This window comes from Amycolatopsis sp. SB7-3, from assembly GCF_041021335.1.
Taxonomy (GTDB): Bacteria; Actinomycetota; Actinomycetes; order Mycobacteriales; family Pseudonocardiaceae; genus Amycolatopsis; species Amycolatopsis japonica.
On sequence record NZ_JBFPJQ010000004.1, the window covers coordinates 159,959 to 180,922 of the forward strand.

Annotated in this window: 21 protein-coding genes; 7 read left to right on the plus strand and 14 right to left on the minus strand. The window is 69.4% G+C overall.

Annotated features, from left to right (window positions below):
• Nucleotides 1-7: 7 nt before the first annotated feature.
• The 8 genes from AB8M46_RS28280 to AB8M46_RS28315 form a co-directional block, all read right to left on the minus strand.
• Nucleotides 8-337: a YnfA family protein gene (locus AB8M46_RS28280; RefSeq protein WP_037344048.1), complete on the minus strand. Its 330-nt coding sequence runs from the start codon at nucleotides 335-337 to the stop codon at nucleotides 8-10.
• Nucleotides 338-704: 367 nt separating this feature from the next.
• Entirely contained in the window at nucleotides 705-1,112 is a 408-nt protein-coding gene (locus tag AB8M46_RS28285; RefSeq protein ID WP_016333171.1) for a metal-sulfur cluster assembly factor, read from the minus strand.
• Complete coding sequence (sufU, locus tag AB8M46_RS28290; protein WP_007029705.1) at nucleotides 1,109-1,558, minus strand: Fe-S cluster assembly sulfur transfer protein SufU; 450 nt, start codon at nucleotides 1,556-1,558, stop codon at nucleotides 1,109-1,111. Before sufU ends, AB8M46_RS28285 begins: the two co-directional genes overlap by 4 nt.
• Nucleotides 1,558-2,844 carry a cysteine desulfurase gene (locus AB8M46_RS28295; protein ID WP_394362234.1) on the minus strand — a complete coding sequence of 429 codons (1,287 nt, stop codon included), beginning with the start codon at nucleotides 2,842-2,844 and terminating at the stop codon, nucleotides 1,558-1,560. Before AB8M46_RS28295 ends, sufU begins: the two co-directional genes overlap by 1 nt.
• A gap of 39 nt (nucleotides 2,845-2,883) precedes the next feature.
• A complete protein-coding gene (sufC, locus tag AB8M46_RS28300; protein WP_016333168.1) occupies nucleotides 2,884-3,654 on the minus strand; it encodes a Fe-S cluster assembly ATPase SufC in 771 nt (256 codons plus the stop codon).
• Nucleotides 3,655-3,690: 36 nt separating this feature from the next.
• Complete coding sequence (gene sufD, locus AB8M46_RS28305; protein WP_037344045.1) at nucleotides 3,691-4,863, minus strand: Fe-S cluster assembly protein SufD; 1,173 nt, start codon at nucleotides 4,861-4,863, stop codon at nucleotides 3,691-3,693.
• Between the two features lie 2 nt (nucleotides 4,864-4,865).
• The gene (gene sufB, locus AB8M46_RS28310) at nucleotides 4,866-6,314 is read right to left on the minus strand and encodes a Fe-S cluster assembly protein SufB (RefSeq protein ID WP_007029701.1); all 1,449 of its coding nucleotides are present in this window, start codon (nucleotides 6,312-6,314) and stop codon (nucleotides 4,866-4,868) included.
• Nucleotides 6,311-7,111 (minus strand): metalloregulator ArsR/SmtB family transcription factor, encoded by an 801-nt coding sequence (locus AB8M46_RS28315; protein WP_016333166.1) that lies wholly within the window; start codon nucleotides 7,109-7,111, stop codon nucleotides 6,311-6,313. Before AB8M46_RS28315 ends, sufB begins: the two co-directional genes overlap by 4 nt.
• A 198-nt stretch (nucleotides 7,112-7,309) precedes the next feature.
• Between AB8M46_RS28315 and mptB the strand changes: the two genes are divergently transcribed.
• From mptB to AB8M46_RS28340, 5 genes are all read left to right on the plus strand, one after another.
• Complete coding sequence (gene mptB, locus AB8M46_RS28320) at nucleotides 7,310-8,896, plus strand: polyprenol phosphomannose-dependent alpha 1,6 mannosyltransferase MptB (RefSeq protein WP_394362426.1); 1,587 nt, start codon at nucleotides 7,310-7,312, stop codon at nucleotides 8,894-8,896.
• Nucleotides 8,897-8,915: 19 nt separating this feature from the next.
• The gene (locus AB8M46_RS28325; RefSeq protein WP_037344043.1) at nucleotides 8,916-9,842 is read left to right on the plus strand and encodes an ABC transporter ATP-binding protein; all 927 of its coding nucleotides are present in this window, start codon (nucleotides 8,916-8,918) and stop codon (nucleotides 9,840-9,842) included.
• Nucleotides 9,839-10,639 carry an ABC transporter permease gene (locus tag AB8M46_RS28330; RefSeq protein WP_037344041.1) on the plus strand — a complete coding sequence of 267 codons (801 nt, stop codon included), beginning with the start codon at nucleotides 9,839-9,841 and terminating at the stop codon, nucleotides 10,637-10,639. The genes AB8M46_RS28325 and AB8M46_RS28330 overlap by 4 nt, the downstream gene beginning before the upstream one ends.
• A 64-nt stretch (nucleotides 10,640-10,703) precedes the next feature.
• Entirely contained in the window at nucleotides 10,704-11,672 is a 969-nt protein-coding gene (locus AB8M46_RS28335; RefSeq protein WP_037344039.1) for a heme A synthase, read from the plus strand.
• Between the two features lie 114 nt (nucleotides 11,673-11,786).
• A complete protein-coding gene (locus AB8M46_RS28340; RefSeq protein ID WP_037344038.1) occupies nucleotides 11,787-12,734 on the plus strand; it encodes an acyl-CoA desaturase in 948 nt (315 codons plus the stop codon).
• Between the two features lie 79 nt (nucleotides 12,735-12,813).
• On the opposite strand, the gene AB8M46_RS28345 is transcribed toward AB8M46_RS28340, so the two are convergent.
• Entirely contained in the window at nucleotides 12,814-13,680 is an 867-nt protein-coding gene (locus tag AB8M46_RS28345; protein WP_394362235.1) for a RimK family alpha-L-glutamate ligase, read from the minus strand.
• Nucleotides 13,677-13,985, minus strand: a complete 309-nt coding sequence (locus AB8M46_RS28350) for a hypothetical protein (protein WP_037344035.1) — start codon at nucleotides 13,983-13,985, stop codon at nucleotides 13,677-13,679. Before AB8M46_RS28350 ends, AB8M46_RS28345 begins: the two co-directional genes overlap by 4 nt.
• Before the next feature lie 95 nt (nucleotides 13,986-14,080).
• On the opposite strand from AB8M46_RS28350, the gene AB8M46_RS28355 reads away from it, so the two are divergent.
• Together AB8M46_RS28355 and AB8M46_RS28360 are read left to right on the plus strand one after the other, a co-directional pair.
• Nucleotides 14,081-15,052 carry a quinone oxidoreductase gene (locus AB8M46_RS28355; RefSeq protein ID WP_037344033.1) on the plus strand — a complete coding sequence of 324 codons (972 nt, stop codon included), beginning with the start codon at nucleotides 14,081-14,083 and terminating at the stop codon, nucleotides 15,050-15,052.
• Entirely contained in the window at nucleotides 15,049-15,576 is a 528-nt protein-coding gene (locus AB8M46_RS28360) for a GNAT family N-acetyltransferase (RefSeq protein WP_394362236.1), read from the plus strand. The genes AB8M46_RS28355 and AB8M46_RS28360 overlap by 4 nt, the downstream gene beginning before the upstream one ends.
• 84 nt (nucleotides 15,577-15,660) lie before the next feature.
• Here AB8M46_RS28360 and AB8M46_RS28365 read toward each other — a convergent pair whose 3' ends face one another.
• The 4 genes from AB8M46_RS28365 to AB8M46_RS28380 all read right to left on the minus strand — a co-directional run bounded on the left by AB8M46_RS28365 (nucleotide 15,661) and on the right by AB8M46_RS28380 (nucleotide 20,866).
• Nucleotides 15,661-16,233 carry an FKBP-type peptidyl-prolyl cis-trans isomerase gene (locus AB8M46_RS28365; RefSeq protein ID WP_350597643.1) on the minus strand — a complete coding sequence of 191 codons (573 nt, stop codon included), beginning with the start codon at nucleotides 16,231-16,233 and terminating at the stop codon, nucleotides 15,661-15,663.
• Nucleotides 16,234-16,243: 10 nt separating this feature from the next.
• The gene (locus AB8M46_RS28370; RefSeq protein WP_394362427.1) at nucleotides 16,244-18,499 is read right to left on the minus strand and encodes a HelD family protein; all 2,256 of its coding nucleotides are present in this window, start codon (nucleotides 18,497-18,499) and stop codon (nucleotides 16,244-16,246) included.
• Nucleotides 18,500-18,569: 70 nt separating this feature from the next.
• Nucleotides 18,570-19,751: an MFS transporter gene (locus tag AB8M46_RS28375; protein WP_394362237.1), complete on the minus strand. Its 1,182-nt coding sequence runs from the start codon at nucleotides 19,749-19,751 to the stop codon at nucleotides 18,570-18,572.
• Nucleotides 19,752-19,885: 134 nt separating this feature from the next.
• Nucleotides 19,886-20,866 carry a heme o synthase gene (locus tag AB8M46_RS28380; RefSeq protein WP_016333153.1) on the minus strand — a complete coding sequence of 327 codons (981 nt, stop codon included), beginning with the start codon at nucleotides 20,864-20,866 and terminating at the stop codon, nucleotides 19,886-19,888.
• Nucleotides 20,867-20,964: the final 98 nt, after the last annotated feature.

Genomic DNA, 20,964 nt, shown 5'->3' on the forward strand with positions numbered 1-20,964 from the left:
CGCCCCCTCAACCTCGGGGTGCGTACATGATGACCCCGACCCCGGCCAGGCAGATCAACGCGCCGATCACGTCGTAGCGGTCCGGGCGGTAGCCGTCGGCGACCATGCCCCACGCCAGCGAACCCGCGACGAACACTCCGCCGTACGCGGCGAGGATGCGGCCGAAGTTCGCGTCGGGCTGCAAGGTCGCGACGAAGCCGTAGAGGCCCAGCGCGACGACGCCGGCGCCGATCCAGAGGTAGCCGCGGTGCTCCCGGACGCCTTGCCAGATCAGCCAGGCACCGCCGATCTCCAGCAGGGCGGCGAGCGCGAAGAGCGCGATGGACCGGAAGATCATCCCGGCAGCTTATTGCGGCGTGGCCCGACCTTCATGTCCTGAAGGCCCCCTTTGAGACGTTGAATGTCTCACAGGGGGCCTTCACGACATGAGGTTTCGCGTGCTTGAACGGACGACTCGCGTGATCCAGCGGACGACACGCGTGTCTGGATGGACGACACGCGCCCGGCCGGGGTTTCACCTCGAGTCGTCTGCCCAATCACGCGTGTCGTCCGTCGGAGCACGCGAGTCGTCCATCCAGACACGCGAACCCACCAGCGGTGCGGTATAGGCCGTTATACGCCACCGCAAGCCCCAGAAGCGCGTGAAGGCCTCCTTCCCTCGGCTGAGCCGAGGGAAGGAGGCCTTCACGCGCGAAAACGGGGAATCAGACGGTGAAGCCGAGCGCCCGCAGCTGTTCGCGGCCGTCGTCGGTGATCTTCTCCGGACCCCACGGCGGCATCCAGACCCAGTTGATCCGGAAGTCCTTGACCAGCCCCGTTCCCCCGCCGACGAGCGCGGCACCGGTCTGGTCCTCGATGACGTCGGTCAGCGGGCAGGCCGCCGACGTCAGGGTCATGTCGATGGTGGCGGTGTTGTCCGCCTCGACGCGGATGTCGTAGACCAGTCCGAGGTCGACGACGTTGATGCCGAGCTCCGGGTCGACGACGTCGCGCATCGCCTCTTCGACGTCCTCGACCTTCGCCACGTCGGCGCTGTCCGGGGCGGCGGCGGTCTCGGCGTCGAGGTCGGCGGCCGTGCGGCCCTCGCGGGTTTCGGTCTGCTGTTCGGTCATGCCGTCTCAACTCCGTTGGTCGTGCGGGCGACGGCGTCCTTGAACGCCATCCATCCGAGCAGGGCGCATTTCACGCGGGCCGGGTACTTGGCCACGCCGGCGAAGGCGATGCCGTCCTCCAGCACGTCCTCGTCCGGCTCGATCTGTCCCTTGCCCTGCATCAGCTCGACGAAGGCGTCCATGGTGGTGAACGCCTCCTCCACGGTGTGCCCGACGACGAGATCCGTCAAGACCGACGTGGACGCCTGGCTGATCGAGCAGCCCTGTCCCTCGTAGGAGACGTCGGCGACCTTCCCGTCGTCGACCTTCACCCGCAGCGTCACCTCGTCGCCGCAGGTCGGGTTGACCTGGAACGATTCGGCGTCGAACGGCTCGCGCAGGCCGCGGCCGTGCGGGTTCTTGTAGTGGTCCAGGATGATCTCCTGGTACATGCTCTCCAGGTTCATCACGCGACTCCGAAGAACTTCTGCGCCTCACGCACCCCGTTCACCAAAGCGTCCACTTCGGACAGGGTGTTGTAGACGTAGAACGACGCGCGCACGGTCGCGGGCACCGAGCAGGCCCGGTGCAGCGGCCACGCGCAGTGGTGCCCGACGCGGACGGCGACACCGAGGCTGTCCAGCACCTGCCCCGAGTCGTGCGGGTGGACGCCGTCGATGACGAACGAGACGAGCCCGCCGCGGTCGACCATGTCGGTGGGGCCAACGATCCGCACGCCCGGGATCTCGCCGAGTCCGGCCAGCGCCGCCTCGGTGAGGACGTGCTCGTGCGCGGCGACGCGGTCCATGCCGATCGCCGACAGGTAGTCGGCGGCCGCGCCGAGGCCGACGGCCTGCGACGTCATCGGGGTTCCCGCCTCGAACCGCTGCGGCGGCGCGGCGAACGTGGTCTGCTCCATGCGGACCATCTCGATCATCGAGCCACCGGTCAGGAACGGCGGCATCGCTTCGAGCAGCTCGCGGCGGCCGTAGAGGACACCGATGCCGTACGGCCCGACCATCTTGTGCCCGGCGAAAGCGGCGAAGTCGACGTCCAGCGCGTGCAGGTCCACCGGGAAATGCGGCACCGACTGGCAGGCGTCCAGCACGACCAGCGCGCCGACCTTGCGGGCCTTCTTCACCAGGAACTCGACCGGGTTGATCGTGCCGAGCACGTTGGACTGGTGCGTGAACGCCAGCACCTTGGTCCGCTCGGTGATCAGCTCGTCCACATTGGACAGATCGAGCCTGCCGTCCGCGGTGACGGAGAACCACTTCAGCGTCGCGCCGGTGCGCTGGCTGAGCTGTTGCCACGGAACCAGGTTCGCGTGGTGCTCCATCTCGGTGATGACGATCTCGTCGCCGGGACCGAGCTTGAACCGCTCGGCCTCGGGACCGGCCGTGGCGGCGTTGCTCATCGCGTAGGCGACGAGGTTGATGCCCTCGGTGGCGTTCTTGGTGAACACCAGCTCGTGCGGGGAGGCGCCGACGAACTCCGCGATCCGCACGCGGGCGGACTCGTAGGCGTCGGTCGCCTCCTCGGCGAGCTGGTGCGCGCCGCGGTGCACCGCGGCGTTCGAGGTCTCCAGGAACCGGCGCTCGGCTTCGAGCACCTGCGCCGGCTTCTGGGACGTCGCACCGGAATCCAGATACACCAAGGGTTTCCCGTCCCGGACCGTGCGGGTCAGGATCGGGAAGTCGGCCCTGATGGCCGCTACGTCCAGCGGAACAGAGTTAGCCGTGGTGGTGGTCATCGGGCCAACTCCTCTCGGTGTAGTCGTGAAGTTCAGTGATCAGACGGCGGCGGTCTCGGCGGAGCCGGTGTACTTGACGTACCCGTTCTCCTCGAGCTCGTCCGCGAGTTCACGGCCACCGGACTCGACGATCTTGCCGCCGGCGAAGACGTGCACGAAGTCGGGCGTGATGTGCCGCAGGATCCGCGTGTAGTGCGTGATCAGCATGACGCCGGCGTCGTTGTTGGCCTTGAACTCGTTGACGCCCTCGGACACGACGCGCAGCGCGTCGACGTCGAGGCCGGAGTCGGTCTCGTCGAGGATGGCGATCTTCGGCTTGAGCAGCGCCAGCTGCAGGATCTCGTGGCGCTTCTTCTCGCCGCCGGAGAAGCCCTCGTTCACCGAACGCTCGGCGAACTCGGCCGAGATCTCCAGCTTGCCCATCTCCTCCTTGACCTCCTTGACCCAGTGGCGCAGCTTGGGGGCCTCGCCACGGACCGCGGTGGCCGCGGTGCGGAGGAAGTTGGACATGGACACGCCCGGCACCTCGACCGGGTACTGCATGGCGAGGAACAGGCCCGCGCGGGCGCGCTCGTCGACGCTCATCTCCAGCACGTCCTCACCGTCGAGCAGGACCTGCCCGGAGGTGACTTCGTACTTGGGGTGGCCGGCGATGGCGTAGGACAGCGTGGACTTGCCCGAACCGTTGGGGCCCATGATCGCGTGGGTCTCGCCCGACTTGATGGTCAGGTTGACGCCCTTGAGGATCTCCTTGGGGCCCTCCTCGGTCGTGACCGAGGCGTGCAGATCCTTGATTTCCAGCGTAGGCATTTCTTTCCTAAAAGTCTGATGTGGACGGACGAGGGCTCAGGCGCCCACGGCTTCGAGTTCGGCTTCGATCGCGGCCTCGAGACGCTCGCGCACCTCGGGAACGCCGATCTTGACCAGGATCTCGTGGAAGAACCCGCGTACGACCAGGCGGCGCGCGGCGTCTTCGCCGATTCCGCGCGACTGGAGGTAGAACAACTGCTCGTCGTCGAACCTTCCCGTCGCGCTCGCGTGGCCCGCGCCTTCGATCTCGCCGGTCTCGATCTCCAGGTTCGGGATCGAGTCGGCCCGCGCGCCCGGCGTGAGCACCAGGTTGCGGTTGAGCTCGTAGGTGTCGGTGGCCTCGGCGGCCGCCCGGATCAGCACGTCGCCGACCCACACGGTGTGCGCGTCGTCGCCCTGCAGCGCGCCCTTGTACATCACGCGCGACTTGCAGTTCGGCACCGCGTGGTCGACGAAGAGACGGTGCTCCTGGTGCTGGCCCGAGTCCGCGAAGTACAGGCCGAGCATCTCGACGTCGCCGCCCTTGTCGGCGAAGGTCGCCGTCGGCGAGACGCGGACCAGGTCACCGCCCAGGGTGATGACGATGTGCTTGAGGCTGGCGTCGCGCCCGAGCTTCAGGTGCTGCTCGGAGACGTGCACCGCGTCGTCGGCCCAGTCCTGGACGCTGACCACGGTGACGTTCGCCGAATCGCCGATGACGAACTCGACGTTGTCGGCGTACGTGCCGGAGCCGACGTGGTCGAGGACGATGACGGCCTCGGAGAACTGCTCGGCGCGCACCTGCACGTGCCCGTAGGCGACCTTGCCCTCGCCGGGGCCGGTGATCTTCACCGTCGACGGCTTCGACGTCTTCGTCTCCTTGGGCACCGTGATGACGGTGGCCTCGGTGAACGAGGAGTACGCCTGCGCGGCGATCCGGTCGCTCGGGACACCCGCGGCGCCGAGGCGCTCGTCGTCCCGGCCGACCGTCTCGATCTTCAGTTCGGGGGCGGCGTCGGCGTCCACGGTGGCCGAACCCGAGGCGGCGGCGGACCCGTCGTGCAGGCCGCGCAGCCGCTTCATCGGCGTGAAGCGCCAGTTCTCCTCACGACCGCCGGGGACCTCGAAGGCCTCGACGTCGTAGGAGGTGAATCGCTCCGCGCGGGACGTGGCCGGGATGACCACGCCCTCGCGCATCGCTTCGGAAACGTTGTTCTCGGTAACCGACATGACTAGCCGACGGACCCTTCCATCTGAAGCTCGATCAGGCGGTTCAGCTCGAGCGCGTACTCCATCGGCAGCTCACGCGCGATGGGCTCGACGAACCCGCGCACGATCATCGCCATGGCCTCGGCCTCGTCGAGACCGCGCGACATGAGGTAGAACATCTGGTCTTCGCTGACCTTCGAGACGGTCGCCTCGTGGCCCATGGAGACCTCGTCGTTGCGGATGTCGACGTACGGGTACGTGTCCGACCGCGAGATCGTGTCGACCAGCAGCGCGTCACAGACGACGCTGGACCGCGAGTGGTGCGCCCGCTTGGCGACCTTCACCAGGCCGCGGTACGAGGTGCGGCCACCGCCGCGCGCCACCGACTTCGACACGATGGTCGAGGAGGTGTGCGGCGCCAGGTGCTCCATCTTCGCGCCGGCGTCCTGGTGCTGGCCCTCGCCCGCGAACGCGACCGAGAGGACCTCGCCCTTGGCGTGCTCGCCCATGAGGAACACGGACGGGTACTTCATCGTGACCTTGGAGCCGATGTTGCCGTCGATCCACTCCATGGTCGCGCCCTCTTCGCACTTGGCGCGCTTGGTGACCAGGTTGTAGACGTTGTTCGACCAGTTCTGGATGGTCGTGTAGCGGCAGCGGGCGCCCTTCTTCACGATGATCTCCACGACCGCCGAGTGCAGCGAGTCGGACTGGTAGATCGGCGCGGTGCAACCCTCGACGTAGTGCACGTAGGCGTCTTCGTCGACGATGATCAGGGTCCGCTCGAACTGACCCATGTTCTCGGTGTTGATCCGGAAGTAGGCCTGCAGCGGGATGTCCACCTTGACGCCCTTGGGCACGTAGATGAACGAACCGCCGGACCACACCGCGGTGTTCAGCGCGGAGAACTTGTTGTCCCCGGCCGGGATCACGGAGCCGAAGTACTCCTTGAAGATCTCCGGGTGCTCCTTGAGCGCGGTGTCGGTGTCCAGGAACAGGACGCCCTGCGCCTCCAGGTCCTCGCGGATCTGGTGGTAGACGACCTCGGACTCGTACTGCGCGGCGACACCGGCGACGAGACGCTGCTTCTCCGCCTCGGGGATGCCCAGCTTGTCGTACGTGTTCTTGATGTCCTCGGGCAGGTCTTCCCAGGAAGTGGCCTGCTTCTCCGTGGACCGCACGAAGTACTTGATGTTGTCGAAGTCGATCCCGGAGAGGTCCGCACCCCAGTTGGGCATCGGCTTCAAGTCGAAGAGCTTGAGCGCCTTCAGTCGCGCTTCGCGCATCCACTCCGGCTCGGACTTCTTCGAGGAGATGTCGGTGACGACGTCCTCGTTCAGTCCGCGACGGGCGCTGGCGCCCGCCTCGTCGGAGTCCGCCCAGCCGAACGCGTACTTGCCAAGGGACTCGATGGTCTCTTCCTGGCTCATGGGCGCGGTGGTGGGAGTGCGCTGCTCGGCAGCGGCAGTCATGCGGGTTTCCCTCCATTCGGGATCCGTGCTGTGCGCCCTGGGGAGGGCGCCGTGCTTCCCGGCCCGGGTGTGGCCGGGTGACCCGTCGAGACGACGGGTACGTGTGTGGTGCACGCGTTGTCACCGCGTGCGATGGTCGCCAGCCGCTGGACGTGAGTACCCAGAAGTTCCGCGAAAGCCTCGGTTTCGGCTTCACACAACTGAGGGAACTCGGCGGCGACGTGGGCGACCGGGCAATGGTGCTGGCAGAGCTGTTCGCCGACACCGACCTGACGGGTCGACGCAGCGTAGCCCTCCCTGGTCAGCGCCGCAGCGAGAGCCTCGGCACGGGCGGCCGGATCCGTGTGCTTGGTGATCGCGTCCTGGTGCGGACCGACCAGCGAAGCGACCCGGGCCTCCGCGAAGGCCTTCACGGCGTCTTCCCCGGCGTGTTCGGCGAGGAACCGGATGGCCGAGGACGCGAGGTCGTCGTAGGCGTGCCCGAAGCGGGCGCGGCCGGCTTCGGTGAGGAGGAAATTCTTGGCGGGACGGCCTCGCCCGCGGGGGCCCCGACGGGGCGCGTCCCGGGTTTCGGCCTCGCCGTCGGCGAGCAGCGCGTCGAGATGACGGCGGACGGCGGCGGCGCTGATACCCAGCTGCTCGGCCACCACGACGGCGGTCATCGGACCCTGTTCCAGCAGCAAACGGGCCACTTCGTGCCTGGTCCGGCCCTCGGGGCCGACCTGCACGGGGACAGGCTGGACCTCGGCGCGGGGCATGTCGCCACCGGCCTCGTCCTGCGTCCCCGTCTTTTTCACAACACAAGTGTGACGTATTTCCGGGGAGACGGCAAAGAGGGGTGCCTCACGGAGTGGCGTGGGTCACGTCGGCACGGCTGAGCACAGGGGTAACCACGTACCCGCCCGGTCTGTTCCCGGGATCGCTACCCTTCGTGCGTGGTAGTGGGCGATCACCCGGCACAGCGGGCCAAGGACGAAGACCGGGCGGCGGGGTCGGTGGCGACGCTCGTGCCCGGGCGCCCGCACGATCCGGAACCGCTGGACGACAAGGAACTGCGCGGGCTGAACGTGGTCCGCCGGTTCGGCGCGGTCGGCTCCCTGTTCCTCGCCCTCGGCTCGCTCGGCGCGGGTGCCGCCCCGGTGATCAACCCGGTGCAGGAGATCCCGGTCCTGAGGCTGTTCACCCGGATCCCGATGGTCTCGCTCGCGATGGGCCTGGCCGGGATGGCGATCATCGTGCTCAGCTGGCTGCTGCTCGGCCGGTTCGCGCAGCCCGCGCGCCGCCGCCTCGCCACCCAGGGCCAGCTCGCCCGCACCATCGCGCTCTGGTGCGCGCCACTGCTGTTCATCCCGCCGCTGTTCTCCCGCGACGTCTACAGCTATCTCGCGCAGAGCGAGATCGTCGCGCGCGGGATGGACCCGTACTCCCTCGGCCCGGCCGAAGCGCTCGGCGTCTCCGACCCGCTGACCTCGGGCGTCTCCAACATGTGGCGCGAGACCCCGGCGCCCTACGGCCCGCTGCTGCTGCGTCTCGGCGGCTGGCTCGCGCCGCTCAGCAGCGGCAACATCGTCACCGGCGTGTTGCTGCAGCGCGGGCTCGCGCTGATCGGCGTCATCCTGATCATCTGGGCGCTGCCCCGGCTGGCCCGCCGGTTCGGCGTGCAGCCCGCCACCGCGCTGTGGCTCGGCGCGGCGAACCCGCTGCTGATCTTCCACTTCGTCGCCGGCGCCCACAACGACGCGCTCGCCATCGGGCTCATGGTGGCCGGGCTGGAGGTCGGCCTCCAGCGGATGCCGGTGCGGTTCAAGAACGACGAACCACCGCCGCTGGCCAAGGGCGAACTGCTGTACATCGGGCTCGGGGTGGTGCTCATCACCCTCGGTGTCGCGGTGAAGATCAACGCGATCCTGGCGCTGCCGTTCTTCACGGTGATGGTGGCCAGACGCTGGCACGGCCGGATCAAGGACCTGGTCACCGCGGCCGTGCCGATGGCGTTGCTGTTCGGCGTGACCCTGGTGGCGGTCTGTTACGGCACCGGCCTGGGCTTCGGCTGGGTCGGCGCGCTCGGGACGCCGGGGCTGGTCCGCTCGTGGATCTCGCCGACGTCGGAGCTCGCCGCGCTCGGCGGTGTCCTCGGCATCGCGCTCGGCCTCGGCAACCACACCAACGCGATGGTGCCGATCCTGGGCTCGCTCGGCTATCTCGTCGCGGGCGCGGTGACGGTCAAGTTCCTCTGGGACAGCTTCAAATGGCGCTACCGGCCGATCATCGGGCTCGGTGTCTCCCTCGGCGCGGTGATGGTGCTGCACGTCGCGCTGCAGCCCTGGTATCTGCTGTGGGCGATCATCCCGCTCGCCGCGGCGGCGGGGACCTCGCGGTTCCGCATCGCCGCGACGATCGTCACCGCCGTCCTGCCGTTCCTCCTGCCGACGACGGGGAGCACCTTCGAGGGCCGCGGTTTCGTCCTGCCGTTCGCGTGGGCGGCCGCCGGGGTCGTCACGCTTCTGGGGCTGTTCATCGTCCACCGCCTCTCACCACTGCTGCTGTCCAGACCGTCCCCGGAGCATTCGGTCCCGGCGTGAGGCCGTATCGTGACCTGTCGTGAACGCCCCCGCCGTCGAGATCACCGGGCTGGTGAAGCGCTACGGATCCACCACCGCCGTCGATGGACTCGACCTGCGGATGGAACGTGGCACCCTGCTCGCTCTGCTCGGCCCGAACGGGGCCGGCAAGACCACCACCGTCGAGATCTGCGAAGGCTTCCTGCGGCCTGACGACGGCGAAGTCCGCGTGCTGGGCCTGAACCCGGCGCGCGACGGCGCGGCGCTGCGGCCCCGGATCGGCGTGATGCCCCAGGGCGGTGGCGCGTATCCCGGCGTCCGCGCCGACGAGATGCTCGGCCTGGTCGCCGCGTGCGCGGCGAATCCGCTCGACCCGGCCTGGCTGCTGGACGTCCTCGGTCTTTCGGGAGCGAGGAAGACGCCGTTCAAACGGCTTTCCGGCGGGCAGCAGCAACGGCTCTCGCTCGCCTGCGCGCTCGTCGGACGACCGGAGTTGCTCTTCCTCGACGAGCCGACGGCGGGGATGGACCCGCAGGCCCGCCGCCTGGTCTGGGATCTGCTCGAAGCGCTGCGCGCCGACGGGGTCAGCGTGCTGCTCACCACGCATCTGATGGAAGAGGCCGAAACGCTGGCCGACACCGTGGTGATCGTGGACCACGGCAAGGTCGTCGTCGAAGGTTCCCCGCAGTCGCTGACCGTCGAAGCGGGCGAGACGGCGCAGTTGCGGTTCAAGGCCCGCACGCGGCTCGACACCGCGCTGCTGACCGCGGCGCTGCCCGAGGGGCACCTCGTCCACGAATCGGCGCCGGGCACGTATCTCGTCGAGGGCGCGATCGATCCGCAGGTCGTGTCGACGGTGACGGCGTGGTGCGCGCAGCAGGGTGTCATGCCCGAGGAACTGCAGGTCGGCAGGCGCACGCTGGAAGAGGTCTTCCTGGAGCTGACCGGACGGGAACTGCGCGCATGACCACGACGCCCACCCCGCGGTTCACCGCGGGCACGTTCACTCCCGCGCCCGGTCGCGGTTCGCTCGGCAAGATGCTCCGCACGCACGCGAAGGTCGAGGCGAGCCTGACGCTGCGCCACGGCGAGCAGATCCTGCTGACCCTGCTCATCCCGCTCGCGCTGCTGATCGGCCTGTCGCTGCTGGACATCCTGCCGTCGTCACAACTCGGCGATTCGTCCAAAGTGGACTGGATCACGCCGAGGATCCTCGCGCTGGCGGTGATGTCGTCCGCGTTCACCGGACAGGCCATCGCGCTGGGCTTCGACCGTCGTTACGGCGTCCTCAAACGGCTTTCCGCGACCGCGCTGCCCCGCTGGCTGCTCGTCGCGGGCCGGGTGGCCGCCGCGCTCGTGGTGGTCGCGCTGCAGGCGGTGATCCTCGGTGTCGTCGCCGCGCTGCTGGGCTGGTCGCCGTCGCTCGGCGGGATCCTCGGCGCGATCCCGTTCCTGATCGTCGGCACGCTCGCGTTCGGCGCGCTCGGCCTGCTGCTCGGCGGGGCGCTGCGCGCGGAAGCCGTGCTGGCGCTGGCGAACATCGTCTGGTTCGTGCTGCTGCTCGCGGGCGGCATCCTGCTGGCGCCGTCGACGATGCCGTCCGGCGTGGCGTGGATCGTCGAACTGCTGCCTTCTGGCGCGCTCGCCGAAGGGCTGCGGTCGGTGCTGCTGGACGGTTCGTTCGGCTGGGGCCCGTTCGCGGTGCTCGTCGGCTGGGGTGTCGTCGCGGGCGCGGTGGCGAGCAAGACCACTCGCCTGACCTGAGGCGGCCGACACAGCCGGTGCGGCCGGTGGAAGGCTCTCAGGAAGGGCGTTCTAGCATCGGACGGTGCCGTTCCAGAGCCTTGTAGCGCGTCTGCCGTATCCCTCGTTCGCGGTCCAGCGAGCGGTCGCGATAGCGGCGGTGATCGCCCAGGCCGGAATCGGCGTCACCGGATCGGTCGTCCGGGTCACGGGTTCGGGTCTCGGCTGCCCGACCTGGCCGCAATGCGTCGAAGGCAGCATCGTGCCGGTCGCGCACCCCGAATTCGACGCGCTCACCCAGTGGATCGAATTCAGCAACCGGATGCTGACCGGGGTGGTCATCCTGGTCGCCGCGCTGTGCGTGATCACCGCGTGGCGTGTGCAGATCGAGCACCCGAGCCGCCGCCGTCTGGTGAAGCTGGCCTGGACGATGCCCGCCGGCGTGATGCTGCAGGCCGTCGTCGGCGGGATCACCGTGCTCGCGAAACTCGAATGGTGGACCGTAGCGCTCCACTTCCTCGCCTCCACCCCCCTGGTCTGGCTCGCGGTGCTGCTGCTGCGGGCGTTCAAGGAGGGTGACGAGCCCGCCCGCTGGCTGATCCCGGACGCGGGCCGCAAGACGCTGATCGTGCTCGCCGCGGCCATGTGGGCCGTGCTCGTCGCGGGCACCGTGGTGACCGGCGCGGGCCCGCACGGCGGCGACCCCGGCACCCACCGCCTCCAGGCCCCGATCGAGACGCTCACCCAGGTCCACGGCGGACTGCTGGTGGTCTACCTGATCGTGCTGGCCGTCTTCGGGCTCCAGCTGATGCGGGGCGAGACACCGAAGCCGGTGTGGCGGCGCTACACGATCGTGTGGGTCGTCGCGCTTTCCCAGGGCGTCCTGGGCTCGGTGCAGTACGCGCTCGGCGTACCGGAAGCGCTGGTCTCGCTCCATGTCCTCGGCTCCGCGCTGGTGATCATCTCGACGGCCGCGCTGTGGTGCGGTTCGCGCGATCGTGGCTCCGCGCCGGTTTCGCCCGCCGCCGACCGGGAACTCGCCACTTCGAACTGACCCCTCGGCAAACCGGACGTAACCCCCGGGCGGCGTGCTCGCCAGACTGCCCCCTTACGCTGCGCTCGGTGCCCCACTCGGGGGTCACCACCGAGTCGAGGCACGAGGTGTCGCATGACCGCCAGCACCGAGCCGGACGCACCGGCCAGTCCGTCCAAACCCCTGATCTCCCACCGCCGGGGTTCCGGCGAGATGCTGATACTCAAGACCTTCCTGCTGGTCCCCTTCGTCGCGCTGCTCGCCGCCGTGCCGATCGTGTGGGGCTGGGGCATGACCTGGGTCGACCTCGTGCTGGCGGCGGTGTTCTACACCCTCGGGACGCTCGGGGTGACCGTCGGCTATCACCGCTACTTCACCCACGGCGCCTTCAAGGCCGGACGCCCGCTGCGGGTCGCGCTCGCCATCGCCGGGAGTTTCGCGGTGCAGGGCTCGGTGATCTTCTGGGTGGCCAGCCACCGTCGCCACCACGCCTTCGCCGACCGTGAAGGCGACCCGCACTCCCCCTGGCTGTTCGGGACGTCACCGGGGGCGCTGCTGCGCGGCTTCTGGCACGCGCACATGGGCTGGATGTTCAGCCGCGAGGTGACCAACTACGACCGTTTCGCGCCGGATCTGGTGGCGGACAAGGATCTCCGGGTGGTGAACCGCTACTTCTGGCTGTGGATCACGCTGAGCCTCGCGCTGCCCGCGGTGCTCGGCGGGCTGATCAGCTGGTCGTGGTGGGGCGTGGTGACCGGGTTCTTCTGGGCCGGGCTGGTCCGGATCGCGTTCCTGCACCACGTCACCTGGTCGGTGAACTCGATCTGCCACCTGGTCGGCGAGCGCCCGTTCGCCAGCCGGGACAAAGCGGCGAACTTCTGGCCGCTGGCGATCCTGTCCATGGGCGAGTCGTGGCACAACTCCCACCACGCCGACCCGACCTGCGCGCGGCACGGTGTCCTGCGTGGACAGGTCGACGTCTCGGCGCGCGTGATCTGGCTGTTCGAGAAGTTCGGCTGGGCACGGGACGTGCGGTGGCCGAAGCCGGAACGCCTGGCCGCGAAACTCGTCAAACCCGCCTGACCCCCGAACGCGTTTCGTCCTCTGAATGCGGTAGTTGCACACGCAAGGATCGCATTCAGAGGACGAAACGCGGGGAGTGTCAGGCGAGTTGCTGCCGGACGGCGGAGGCGAAACGCCAGGCCGCGGCGGCATCGGTCTGCCGGAACCCGAGCGAAGGCTCGACGAGCTCCAGTTCCAGCAGCAGCGGCCTGCCGTCCGGCCCGGCGACGAGGTCGACCCGGGCGTAGAGCAGCTCCGCGCGCAGGATGCCCAGCAGCGCCGCCGTCGCGTCCAAAGCGTCTTCGGCCAGCGCACGGAATCCCGCGGCAGGCTGCACCGGCGCGAGTTTCTCCGTCACGTACAGCCCGGATTCGTCGAGCTCCCGGCCCAGCATCGCGGCCTTCGAGAACGCGTGCGAGTACACGCCGCCGAAGTACACCAGCGCGATCTCGCCCTCACTGTCCACACTGGACTGATACGGCTGGAGCAGCACGGTGCTCCCGTCCGCCTGCAACCCGGACAGATGCGCGGCGGCCGCGTCGCCCGCGGTGAACCGGCCGGCACCGCGTGAACCGGCGCCGATGGCGGGCTTCAGCACGAACTCGCCCTTGGGCCAGCTCGGGGCCTTGTCGTCCGGCGCGATCAGGGTCGTCGGCACGACCGCGACCCCGGCGTCGCCGAGTTCGGCCAGATAGGACTTGTCGGTGTTCCAGCGCACGACTTCGGCCGAATTCGACAGTGCCGGCACGGATTCGGTCCAGGACAGGAACTCGTCGTGGCGCTCGGCGTAATCCCAGGTGGCCCGCAGCACGACGATGTCCGCGGCGCCGAAGTCGACCGTCGTGTCGTCCCAGGCGGCCCAACGGGTCTTGAAGCCGAGGTCGGCCAGCGCCTCGGGAACCGCGTGCTCGTCGCCGTCGCCTTCCGGCAGCGTGGAGCAGGCGACGAAGATCGCGGACCCGCTCACTTCCCCGCCATCCGGCGGCGGTGCTCGGCGCCGATCTTGGTGGCCTTCACGGTCTCGCTGTCCCATTCGGCGGGTTCGAGGTCTTCGACGGCCTCGACCAGCGCCTCGCCTGCCTCCACGGAGGCGACGACGACGTCGCCGAGCGCGCCGTCGGCACCCACGAGCACGACCCGCGCGCCGATCCGGCCGATGTTCTCCACCACCGCGCGCGACGGCTTCCCGTGCCGCTTCACGAAGTCGCGGGCGGCCGCGACCTGGCGCGACGTGGGGGCGGCGGTCTCGGTCTTCTCTTCGGTCTCAGCCACCCGCCGAGCTTAACCGCGAAAGGCCCGGGACGCGGAATAACCGTGGCGTCGGCCATAGTTGTGCCGGTCGGAACGACCTTGAACGAGGAGGATGTATGCCCGCGGCAGTGCAGATCCGGCGAACCGGTGGCCCCGAAGTCCTTGAACTGGCGCAAGTCGAGGTCGGTGAACCCGGTTCCGGTGAACTGCTCGTGGACGTCGCGGCGGCGGGCGTCAACTACATCGACACCTATCACCGCGAGGGCATCTACCCGGTCGACACCCCGTTCGTCCTGGGCATGGAGGGTGCGGGCACGGTGGCCGCGGTCGGCGCGGACGTGACCGGTTTCGCCGTCGGCGACCGGGTCGCCTGGCAGGGTTCGCTGGGCAGTTACGCCCAGCGCCGTCTGCTCCCGGCCACCATCGCGGTGAAGATCCCGGACGGCGTTTCCGAGGAGACCGCCGCCGCCACGATGCTCCAGGGCATCACCGCGCACGCGCTGATCGCCTCGACCTACGAGGTCAAGGCCGGTGACGACGTGCTGATCCACGCCGCGGCGGGCGGCATGGGCCTGCTGCTGGTCCAGCTGGCCAAAGCCCGCGGCGCCCGGGTCATCGGCACCGTCTCCACCGACGAGAAGGCCGAACTCGCCAAACAGGCGGGCGCGGACGACGTCATCCGCTACGACCAGGTCGACTTCGCCAAGGCCACCCGCGACCTCACCGGCGGCAAGGGGGTCGAGGTCGTCTACGACGGCGTCGGCAAGTCCACTGTGGACGGCAGCCTGGCGAGCCTGAAGATCCGCGGCCTGCTCGCCCTCTACGGCGCGGCCAGCGGTCCGGTGCCGCCGATCGACCCGCAGCTGCTCAACCGCAGCGGCTCGGTGTACCTCACCCGCCCGACCTCCGCGCACTACGTGCTCACCCGCGAGGAGCTGGAGTGGCGCGTGAACGAACTGTTCACCGCCGTGCAGGACGGCTCGCTGAACATCCGGATCGGCGGCCGCTACCCGCTGGCCGACGCCCGTCAGGCGCACGAGGACCTTCAGGGTCGCCGCACCACCGGCAAGCTCCTGCTGATCCCGTGACGAAGCTCTGGCCGGACGAGGTCCGGCTCACCGGTGAAGGGCTCGTCCTGCGGGACTGGGTCGAAGACGACGTCGCCTTCATGCCCGGGTTGTTCGACAACCCGGCCGTCGCGCGGTTCACGCCGCTGCCCTCCCCGTTCGACGAGGCGGCGGCGAAGGCGCACTACGCGAAGTACCTCACCCGCCGCGCCGAGGGCACGGGGCTGCGGCTGGCCATCACGGCCGACGGCGGCGAGCCGCTCGGCGAAGTGGTGCTGTTCCTGAAGGACGACGCGGCCGAGCTCGGATACGCCGTCGGCCCCGCCCACCGCGGGCGGGATCTGGCGGCGCGGTCGCTGCGGGTGCTCACCGCGCACGCGCTGGAACTCGGGCTGGGACCGCTCCAGCTGAAGATCGACGCCGAGAACGCCGCCAGCGCGGCCGTCGCCCGCCGCGTCGGCTACGCCCTGACCGACGCTCCGCCCGAGGCGAAGGTCGAAAAAGGCTTGGAGATCAGCCTGCTCACCTGGGAGTACGCCGGCTGAGGTGAAAGTCCGTGAAGGCCTCCTTGAGGGACTCTGGGTCCCTCAAGGAGGCCTTCACGGACTTCAGCTCGACCTCGGCGCCCGTCAGCCCTTGTCGGTCGGGACGCTCACCGCGTCGGTCACGAACACCAGCGTCTCGTTCGGCTCGATACCGTTCCCGCCCTGGCCGTAGCCGAGGTCCGGCGGGATGATCAGCAGCCGCCGCGCGCCCTGCTTGATCCCTTCGAGGCCCTGGTCCCAGCCCTTGATGACCATGCCGGCGCCGAGCGTCAGGTCGAACGGCTCGCCGCGGTCGAACGAGCTGTCCAGCTTCTGCTTGTTGGACCAGGTGACCAGCGAATAGTTCATCTTCAGGTTCGCGCCGGCCTTGGCGCCCTCGCCGGTGCCGGGCTCGAGGTCCTTGGTGATGAGCTTCTTCGGCGGATCGCAGTCGTCCGGGATGGTGATGGTCGGCGCCTCGCCGAACTTCCCGGTGGTCTTCACGTCCTCGGCCGTGCATTCCTTGCCCTTCGGGGCGGCCGGAGCCGACGACGACGCCGACGCGGGTGCCGCGCCGGAGGACGACTGGACGGAACCCGCGGTGTTCTGCTTTTCGCCACAGGCCGCCAGGGCGAGGACGCCCGCGCCGATGACCACGATCTTGCCGAATGTGCGCATGCGGCCGACCTTAGCCAAGACCCTCCAGCGCGGGAACAAGGTCACCGGTCTGCACTACGCCCATCCGACGGGTCGCCCTGGTCAGGGCCACATAAAGATCGTTGAGCCCGCGCGGCGACTCGGCGACGACCTCGTCCGGGGCGACCAGCAGGACCGAATCGAACTCCAGCCCCTTCGCCCGCTCGACCGGCATCACCGACACCCGGTCCCCCGACTCGCCGAGCGTCTCCGACAGGGCGGGGACCAAGGACGACGGGCACAGCACCGCGACCGTCCCACCGTCCACAGCGGACAGTTCGGCGTCGACGAGGCCGGGCAGTTCCGCGGTGAGCTCCGCCGGGTCCACCTCACGCAACCACGGCTCGAAACCCGTCTCCCGCACCGAAACCGGCGCCTCCAGCTCCGGGTTGACGTCGGCGAGCACCCGCGACGCGACGGCCATGATCTCCGCCGGGGTCCGGTAGTTCACGGTCAGTTCTTCGAGCCGCCAGCGGTCGGCGACGTACGGCGAAAGCGCCTCTCCCCACGACTTCGCCCCACCGGCCGCGCCGGTCTGGGCGACGTCGCCGACCAGTGTCATCGACCGGTTCGGCGACCGCCGCATCAGCAGCCGCCAGTCCATCGCGGTCAGTTCCTGCGCCTCGTCGACGATCACGTGCCCGAAGGTCCAGGTCCGGTCCTGGGCGGCCCGCTGTGCCGCGGTCATCTCGCTGCGGCGCTGCTGACGTTCGGCGAACAGTTCGGCGTCGAGGACGTCGCCCACCCGCAGCAGTTCCTCGTCGACGATCTCCTCGTCCTGTTCGAGGATGTCGAGCACGCCTTCCGCGTAGGCGCGGTCTTCCCGCTCGCGGCGGGCGGCCTCGGCGCGGGCTTCGGTGTCGTCCTCGCCGAGCAGCTCGGCGAGCTCGTCGAGCAACGGGACGTCCGACGGGCTCCACTTCGCGTCCGTCGGGCTGTAGAGATGCTCACGATCGGTGTCCGACAAGGCTTTCCCCGCCGCGCTGCGTAGCCGTTCGCGGTCGGCGAACAGCTCGTCGAGCACGATCTCCGGGGTGAGTTTGGGCCACAGTCCGTTGATCGCGGCGGCCACGTTCTTGTCCGCGGCGACCTCGGCCCGGATGTCCTGGACGTCGCGGGCGTCGAGCAGATCCTCCCCCAGTTTCCGGGCGGCCTGCCGGGTCAGCGCGTCGAGGAGGTCCGAGACGAAGATCCGCCGCGCGAGGTTGTGCGGACGGCGCGACCGCCGCGCCCGCGTCCGCGCCTCGGTGCAGGTCTTGCGGTCGAGCATGAGGATCTCGCGCTCGAACTCGATCTCCAGCACCGGCTCCGGCACCCGCTGACGATCCCGGACCGCGTTGGCGAGCACGTCGGCCATCACCGGGCGGCCCTTGATCTCGGCCGCTTCGCGCGTGACCGGACCGGCGGCGTCCAGCCCCGGGTACAGCTGGCCGATCGTGGCCAGCAGCACCCCGGTCTCGCCCAGCGACGGCAGCACCTGCCCGATGTAGCGGAGGAACGTGCTGTTCGGCCCGACCACCAGCACGCCGCGCGTGGTGAGCTGCTGGCGATGCGTGTAGAGCAGGTACGCCGCTCGGTGCAGCGCGACGGCGGTCTTGCCGGTGCCCGGCCCGCCCTGGACCACGAGGACGCCGTTCGGCGACGCGCGGATGATGCGGTCCTGCTCGGCCTGGATGGTGGCGACGATGTCGCTCATCTCGCCGGTGCGGCGGCGCTCCAGCGCGGCCAGCAGGGCCGCCTCGCCCGCGAGCCCGAGGTCCTGGCCCTGGTCGGCGGCGGAGAGGTCGAGGATCTCGTCGTCGACGCCGACGACCTTCCGGCTCAGCGACCGGATGTGGCGACGCCGCCGGACACCTTCGGGTGAAGCGGCGGTGGCGAGATAGAACGGCCGCGCGACCGGCGCGCGCCAGTCGACGAGCAGGGGGCGGTAGTCGTCGTCCTCGTCGAACAGCCCGAGCCGTCCGATGTAGGTGGTCTCCTCCGCGTGGTCCGGCAGGAAGTCGAGGCGGCCGAAGCACAGGCCCTGCTCGACGGAGCTCAGCTGGGACAGCCTGTCGGTGTAGAGCGTCGTGGCGACGTCGCGTTCGGTGCGCGCCTGCGGGGTGCCGCCGGTCTGGCGCAGCGTCTCGTCGAGCCTGCGCTGCGCGTCGACGCGTTCGGTGTCGAGCTTGCGGTAGAGGGTGGTGACGTACTGCTGCTCGAGCGCGACGTCCTGCTCGAGCGCGTCGAGTTCCCGGTCCGGGGACACGGACAAAAGCAGCCTGCTTTCGAGAGGTGGGACAGGGGCCGAACGAAGTACAACGGCGCCCTCCATCATCTCATTCCCGCACGCTCACCCGGACCAGGAGGAAGGCCGACAGCGACAGGACGGTCGCCACACTCGCCCATACGACGTTCTCGTGGAGCAGGACGGCGAACGTGGCCGCGATCCCCGCGATCGACTGCGCGACGAACCCGCACAGCGCGACGGCGTAGGCGCCGTGTCCGGGCACCTCGCTCACCGCGACGGCCATGCTGCTCGGGAAGAGCGCGGCCTGGCCGAACGTGGTCCCGCAGTAGAGCGCGACGAACGTCACGAAAGCGGCCGTGAGCGGGATCGCGGGCACGAGCCACAAGACGATCGTCAGCAGGCCCGCGCCGGTCATGATCAGCGCGCCCGCGCGCATCAGCCACGGCGACCCCTTGCGCCCGGCCAGCCGGTTCACCAGCAGCGCGCCGGCGAAGTACGCGAGCCCGAACAGGAGCCCGAGGCCGCCGTACTGGTCCGAGCTCAGCCCGAAGTGCTGCTGGAACACGAACGGCGCGACCTCCTGGAGCAGCACGATCGTCGCGAACCCGAGCCCCGCCGCCATCGTCGGCCGCAGGAACGCCGGAACGGTGAGGATCCGGAGGTAGATGCGGACCATGCCCGTCTTCTCCGCGCGGCTCTCGCCGAGCGGAATCGTCAGCGCGCCCAGGACGCACAGCACACCCGCCGCCGTCAGCACCACGAAACCGCCCTGCCAGCCGCCGATCAGCCCGCCTGCGAACTGCCCGCCGCCGAGTGCGGTGACGAACGCGATGGAGAGCACCGAAAGCCGTTTGGCGAGCGCGTCGCCGTCGCCGAGGTCGCGCACGACGATACGGGCGATGATGGCCGCGCCTCCGGCACCGATCCCTTGCAGGGAACGGAGAACGAGCAGCCACGCCGGGGAGGCGTTCACGATCAGGACCGCGCTGGACGCGACGAAGAGACCGAGTGCCGCCAGCATCGCCGCCCGCCGCCCGAGCCGATCGGCCGCCCTACCCCACAGCACCACCGGAGCCGCCGCGCCGACGACGAACAGCGACACCGAGAGCGCCGCGATGCTGCGCGACACGGCGAAGTCGCGCTCGATCATCGGGAGGGAGGGGAGGTAGATCGTCGTCGCCATCTGGGCCGTGAAGACGATCAGGCAGGCGACCGCCATGGTCGCGCGGCCGGCCCGGACGGTGGCCGGGCGCTCGGTCGTGCTCGTCACTCCGCCGGACGGTACCGACGGGTAACCCGGCGCGTCGCCCTATGCCACACCTTGGGAAGCCCATGCATTTAGTCCTCTGGATGCGGTACTTGCGCGTGCAAGTACCGCATCCAGAGGACTAAATGCCAAAGGGATCAGAAAGGCAGCCCGATGGCGGGAAGCCCGATCGCCGAGTCCACCGCCAGCGCGACGAACACGATCATCAGGTACGTGTTCGACCGGTGGAACAGCGACATCGGCTTGGTCTCCTCGCCACGCCGCACCGCCGCGTTCAGGCTGTGCGCGTAGAAGAGGAACCAGCCACCCGCCAGGATCGCGAACGTCGTGTAGATCCAGCTCGTCACCGGGACCAGCAGCAGCGTCCACGCGACCATCACCCACGAGTAGATGACGATCTGCCGGGCCACGTGCTGCGGGGTGGCGACCACCGGCAGCATCGGCACGCCGGCGCGCTCGTAGTCCTCGCGGTACTTCATGCCCAGCGCCCAGGTGTGCGGCGGGGTCCAGAAGAAGATGACGCCGAACATCACGAACGCGGGCCACTCGACGGTGCCGGTGACGGCGGCCCAGCCGATGACGACCGGCATGCAGCCCGCCGCGCCGCCCCAGACCACGTTCTGTGACGTACGCCGCTTCAACACCAGCGTGTAGACGAAGATGTAGAAGAGGATCGTCACGATCGCGAGGATCGCCGAGAGCAGGTTCACCGTGAAATAGAGCACGACGAACGACAGGACGCCGAGCACGAGACCGAAGATCAGCGCGCCGCGCCGGGGGACGGATTCCTTCACCAGCGGCCGGCGCTTCGTGCGGTTCATCACCTTGTCGATGTCCGCGTCGATGACGCAGTTCAAGGCGTTGGCACTGCCGGCGGCCATGGTGCCGCCCACGAGCGTCGCGAGGACCAGCCACGGGGACGGGATTTCCCGGCCAGCCAGGAACATCGCGGGAATCGTGGTGACGAGGAGGAGCTCGATCACCCTGGGCTTCGCGAGGGCGGCGTACGCGCCGACGACCTGGCGGATTGTTCGCCGGCCACCGTGCGGTCGTTCACCGGTCGGATGTACGGCGCTGGTGCTGTCACTGCGTCCGTGCGCAGCGTTCACCAACGACATTTCACTCCCTGCGTCAGTTTTCGGGGCGGGGCCCACCAGGCTTCCGGGTGATGTGGCGGCCCCGGATCCGGAGTGTTCTGAACCCTCCCCCGATGTTA

Excerpts from the sequence above, each read along its gene's own strand:
- AB8M46_RS28280 (WP_037344048.1), bottom strand. The coding sequence starts at position 337 with ATGATCTTCCGGTCCATCGCGCTCTTCGCGCTCGCCGCCCTGCTGGAG.
- AB8M46_RS28285 (WP_016333171.1), bottom strand. The coding sequence starts at position 1,112 with ATGACCGAACAGCAGACCGAAACCCGCGAGGGCCGCACGGCCGCCGAC.
- sufU (WP_007029705.1), bottom strand. The coding sequence starts at position 1,558 with ATGAACCTGGAGAGCATGTACCAGGAGATCATCCTGGACCACTACAAG.
- AB8M46_RS28295 (WP_394362234.1), bottom strand. The coding sequence starts at position 2,844 with ATGACCACCACCACGGCTAACTCTGTTCCGCTGGACGTAGCGGCCATC.
- sufC (WP_016333168.1), bottom strand. The coding sequence starts at position 3,654 with ATGCCTACGCTGGAAATCAAGGATCTGCACGCCTCGGTCACGACCGAG.
- sufD (WP_037344045.1), bottom strand. The coding sequence starts at position 4,863 with ATGTCGGTTACCGAGAACAACGTTTCCGAAGCGATGCGCGAGGGCGTG.
- sufB (WP_007029701.1), bottom strand. The coding sequence starts at position 6,314 with ATGACTGCCGCTGCCGAGCAGCGCACTCCCACCACCGCGCCCATGAGC.
- AB8M46_RS28330 (WP_037344041.1), top strand. The coding sequence starts at position 9,839 with ATGACCACGACGCCCACCCCGCGGTTCACCGCGGGCACGTTCACTCCC.
- AB8M46_RS28340 (WP_037344038.1), top strand. The coding sequence starts at position 11,787 with ATGACCGCCAGCACCGAGCCGGACGCACCGGCCAGTCCGTCCAAACCC.
- AB8M46_RS28355 (WP_037344033.1), top strand. The coding sequence starts at position 14,081 with ATGCCCGCGGCAGTGCAGATCCGGCGAACCGGTGGCCCCGAAGTCCTT.
- AB8M46_RS28365 (WP_350597643.1), bottom strand. The coding sequence starts at position 16,233 with ATGCGCACATTCGGCAAGATCGTGGTCATCGGCGCGGGCGTCCTCGCC.
- AB8M46_RS28380 (WP_016333153.1), bottom strand. The coding sequence starts at position 20,866 with ATGTCGTTGGTGAACGCTGCGCACGGACGCAGTGACAGCACCAGCGCC.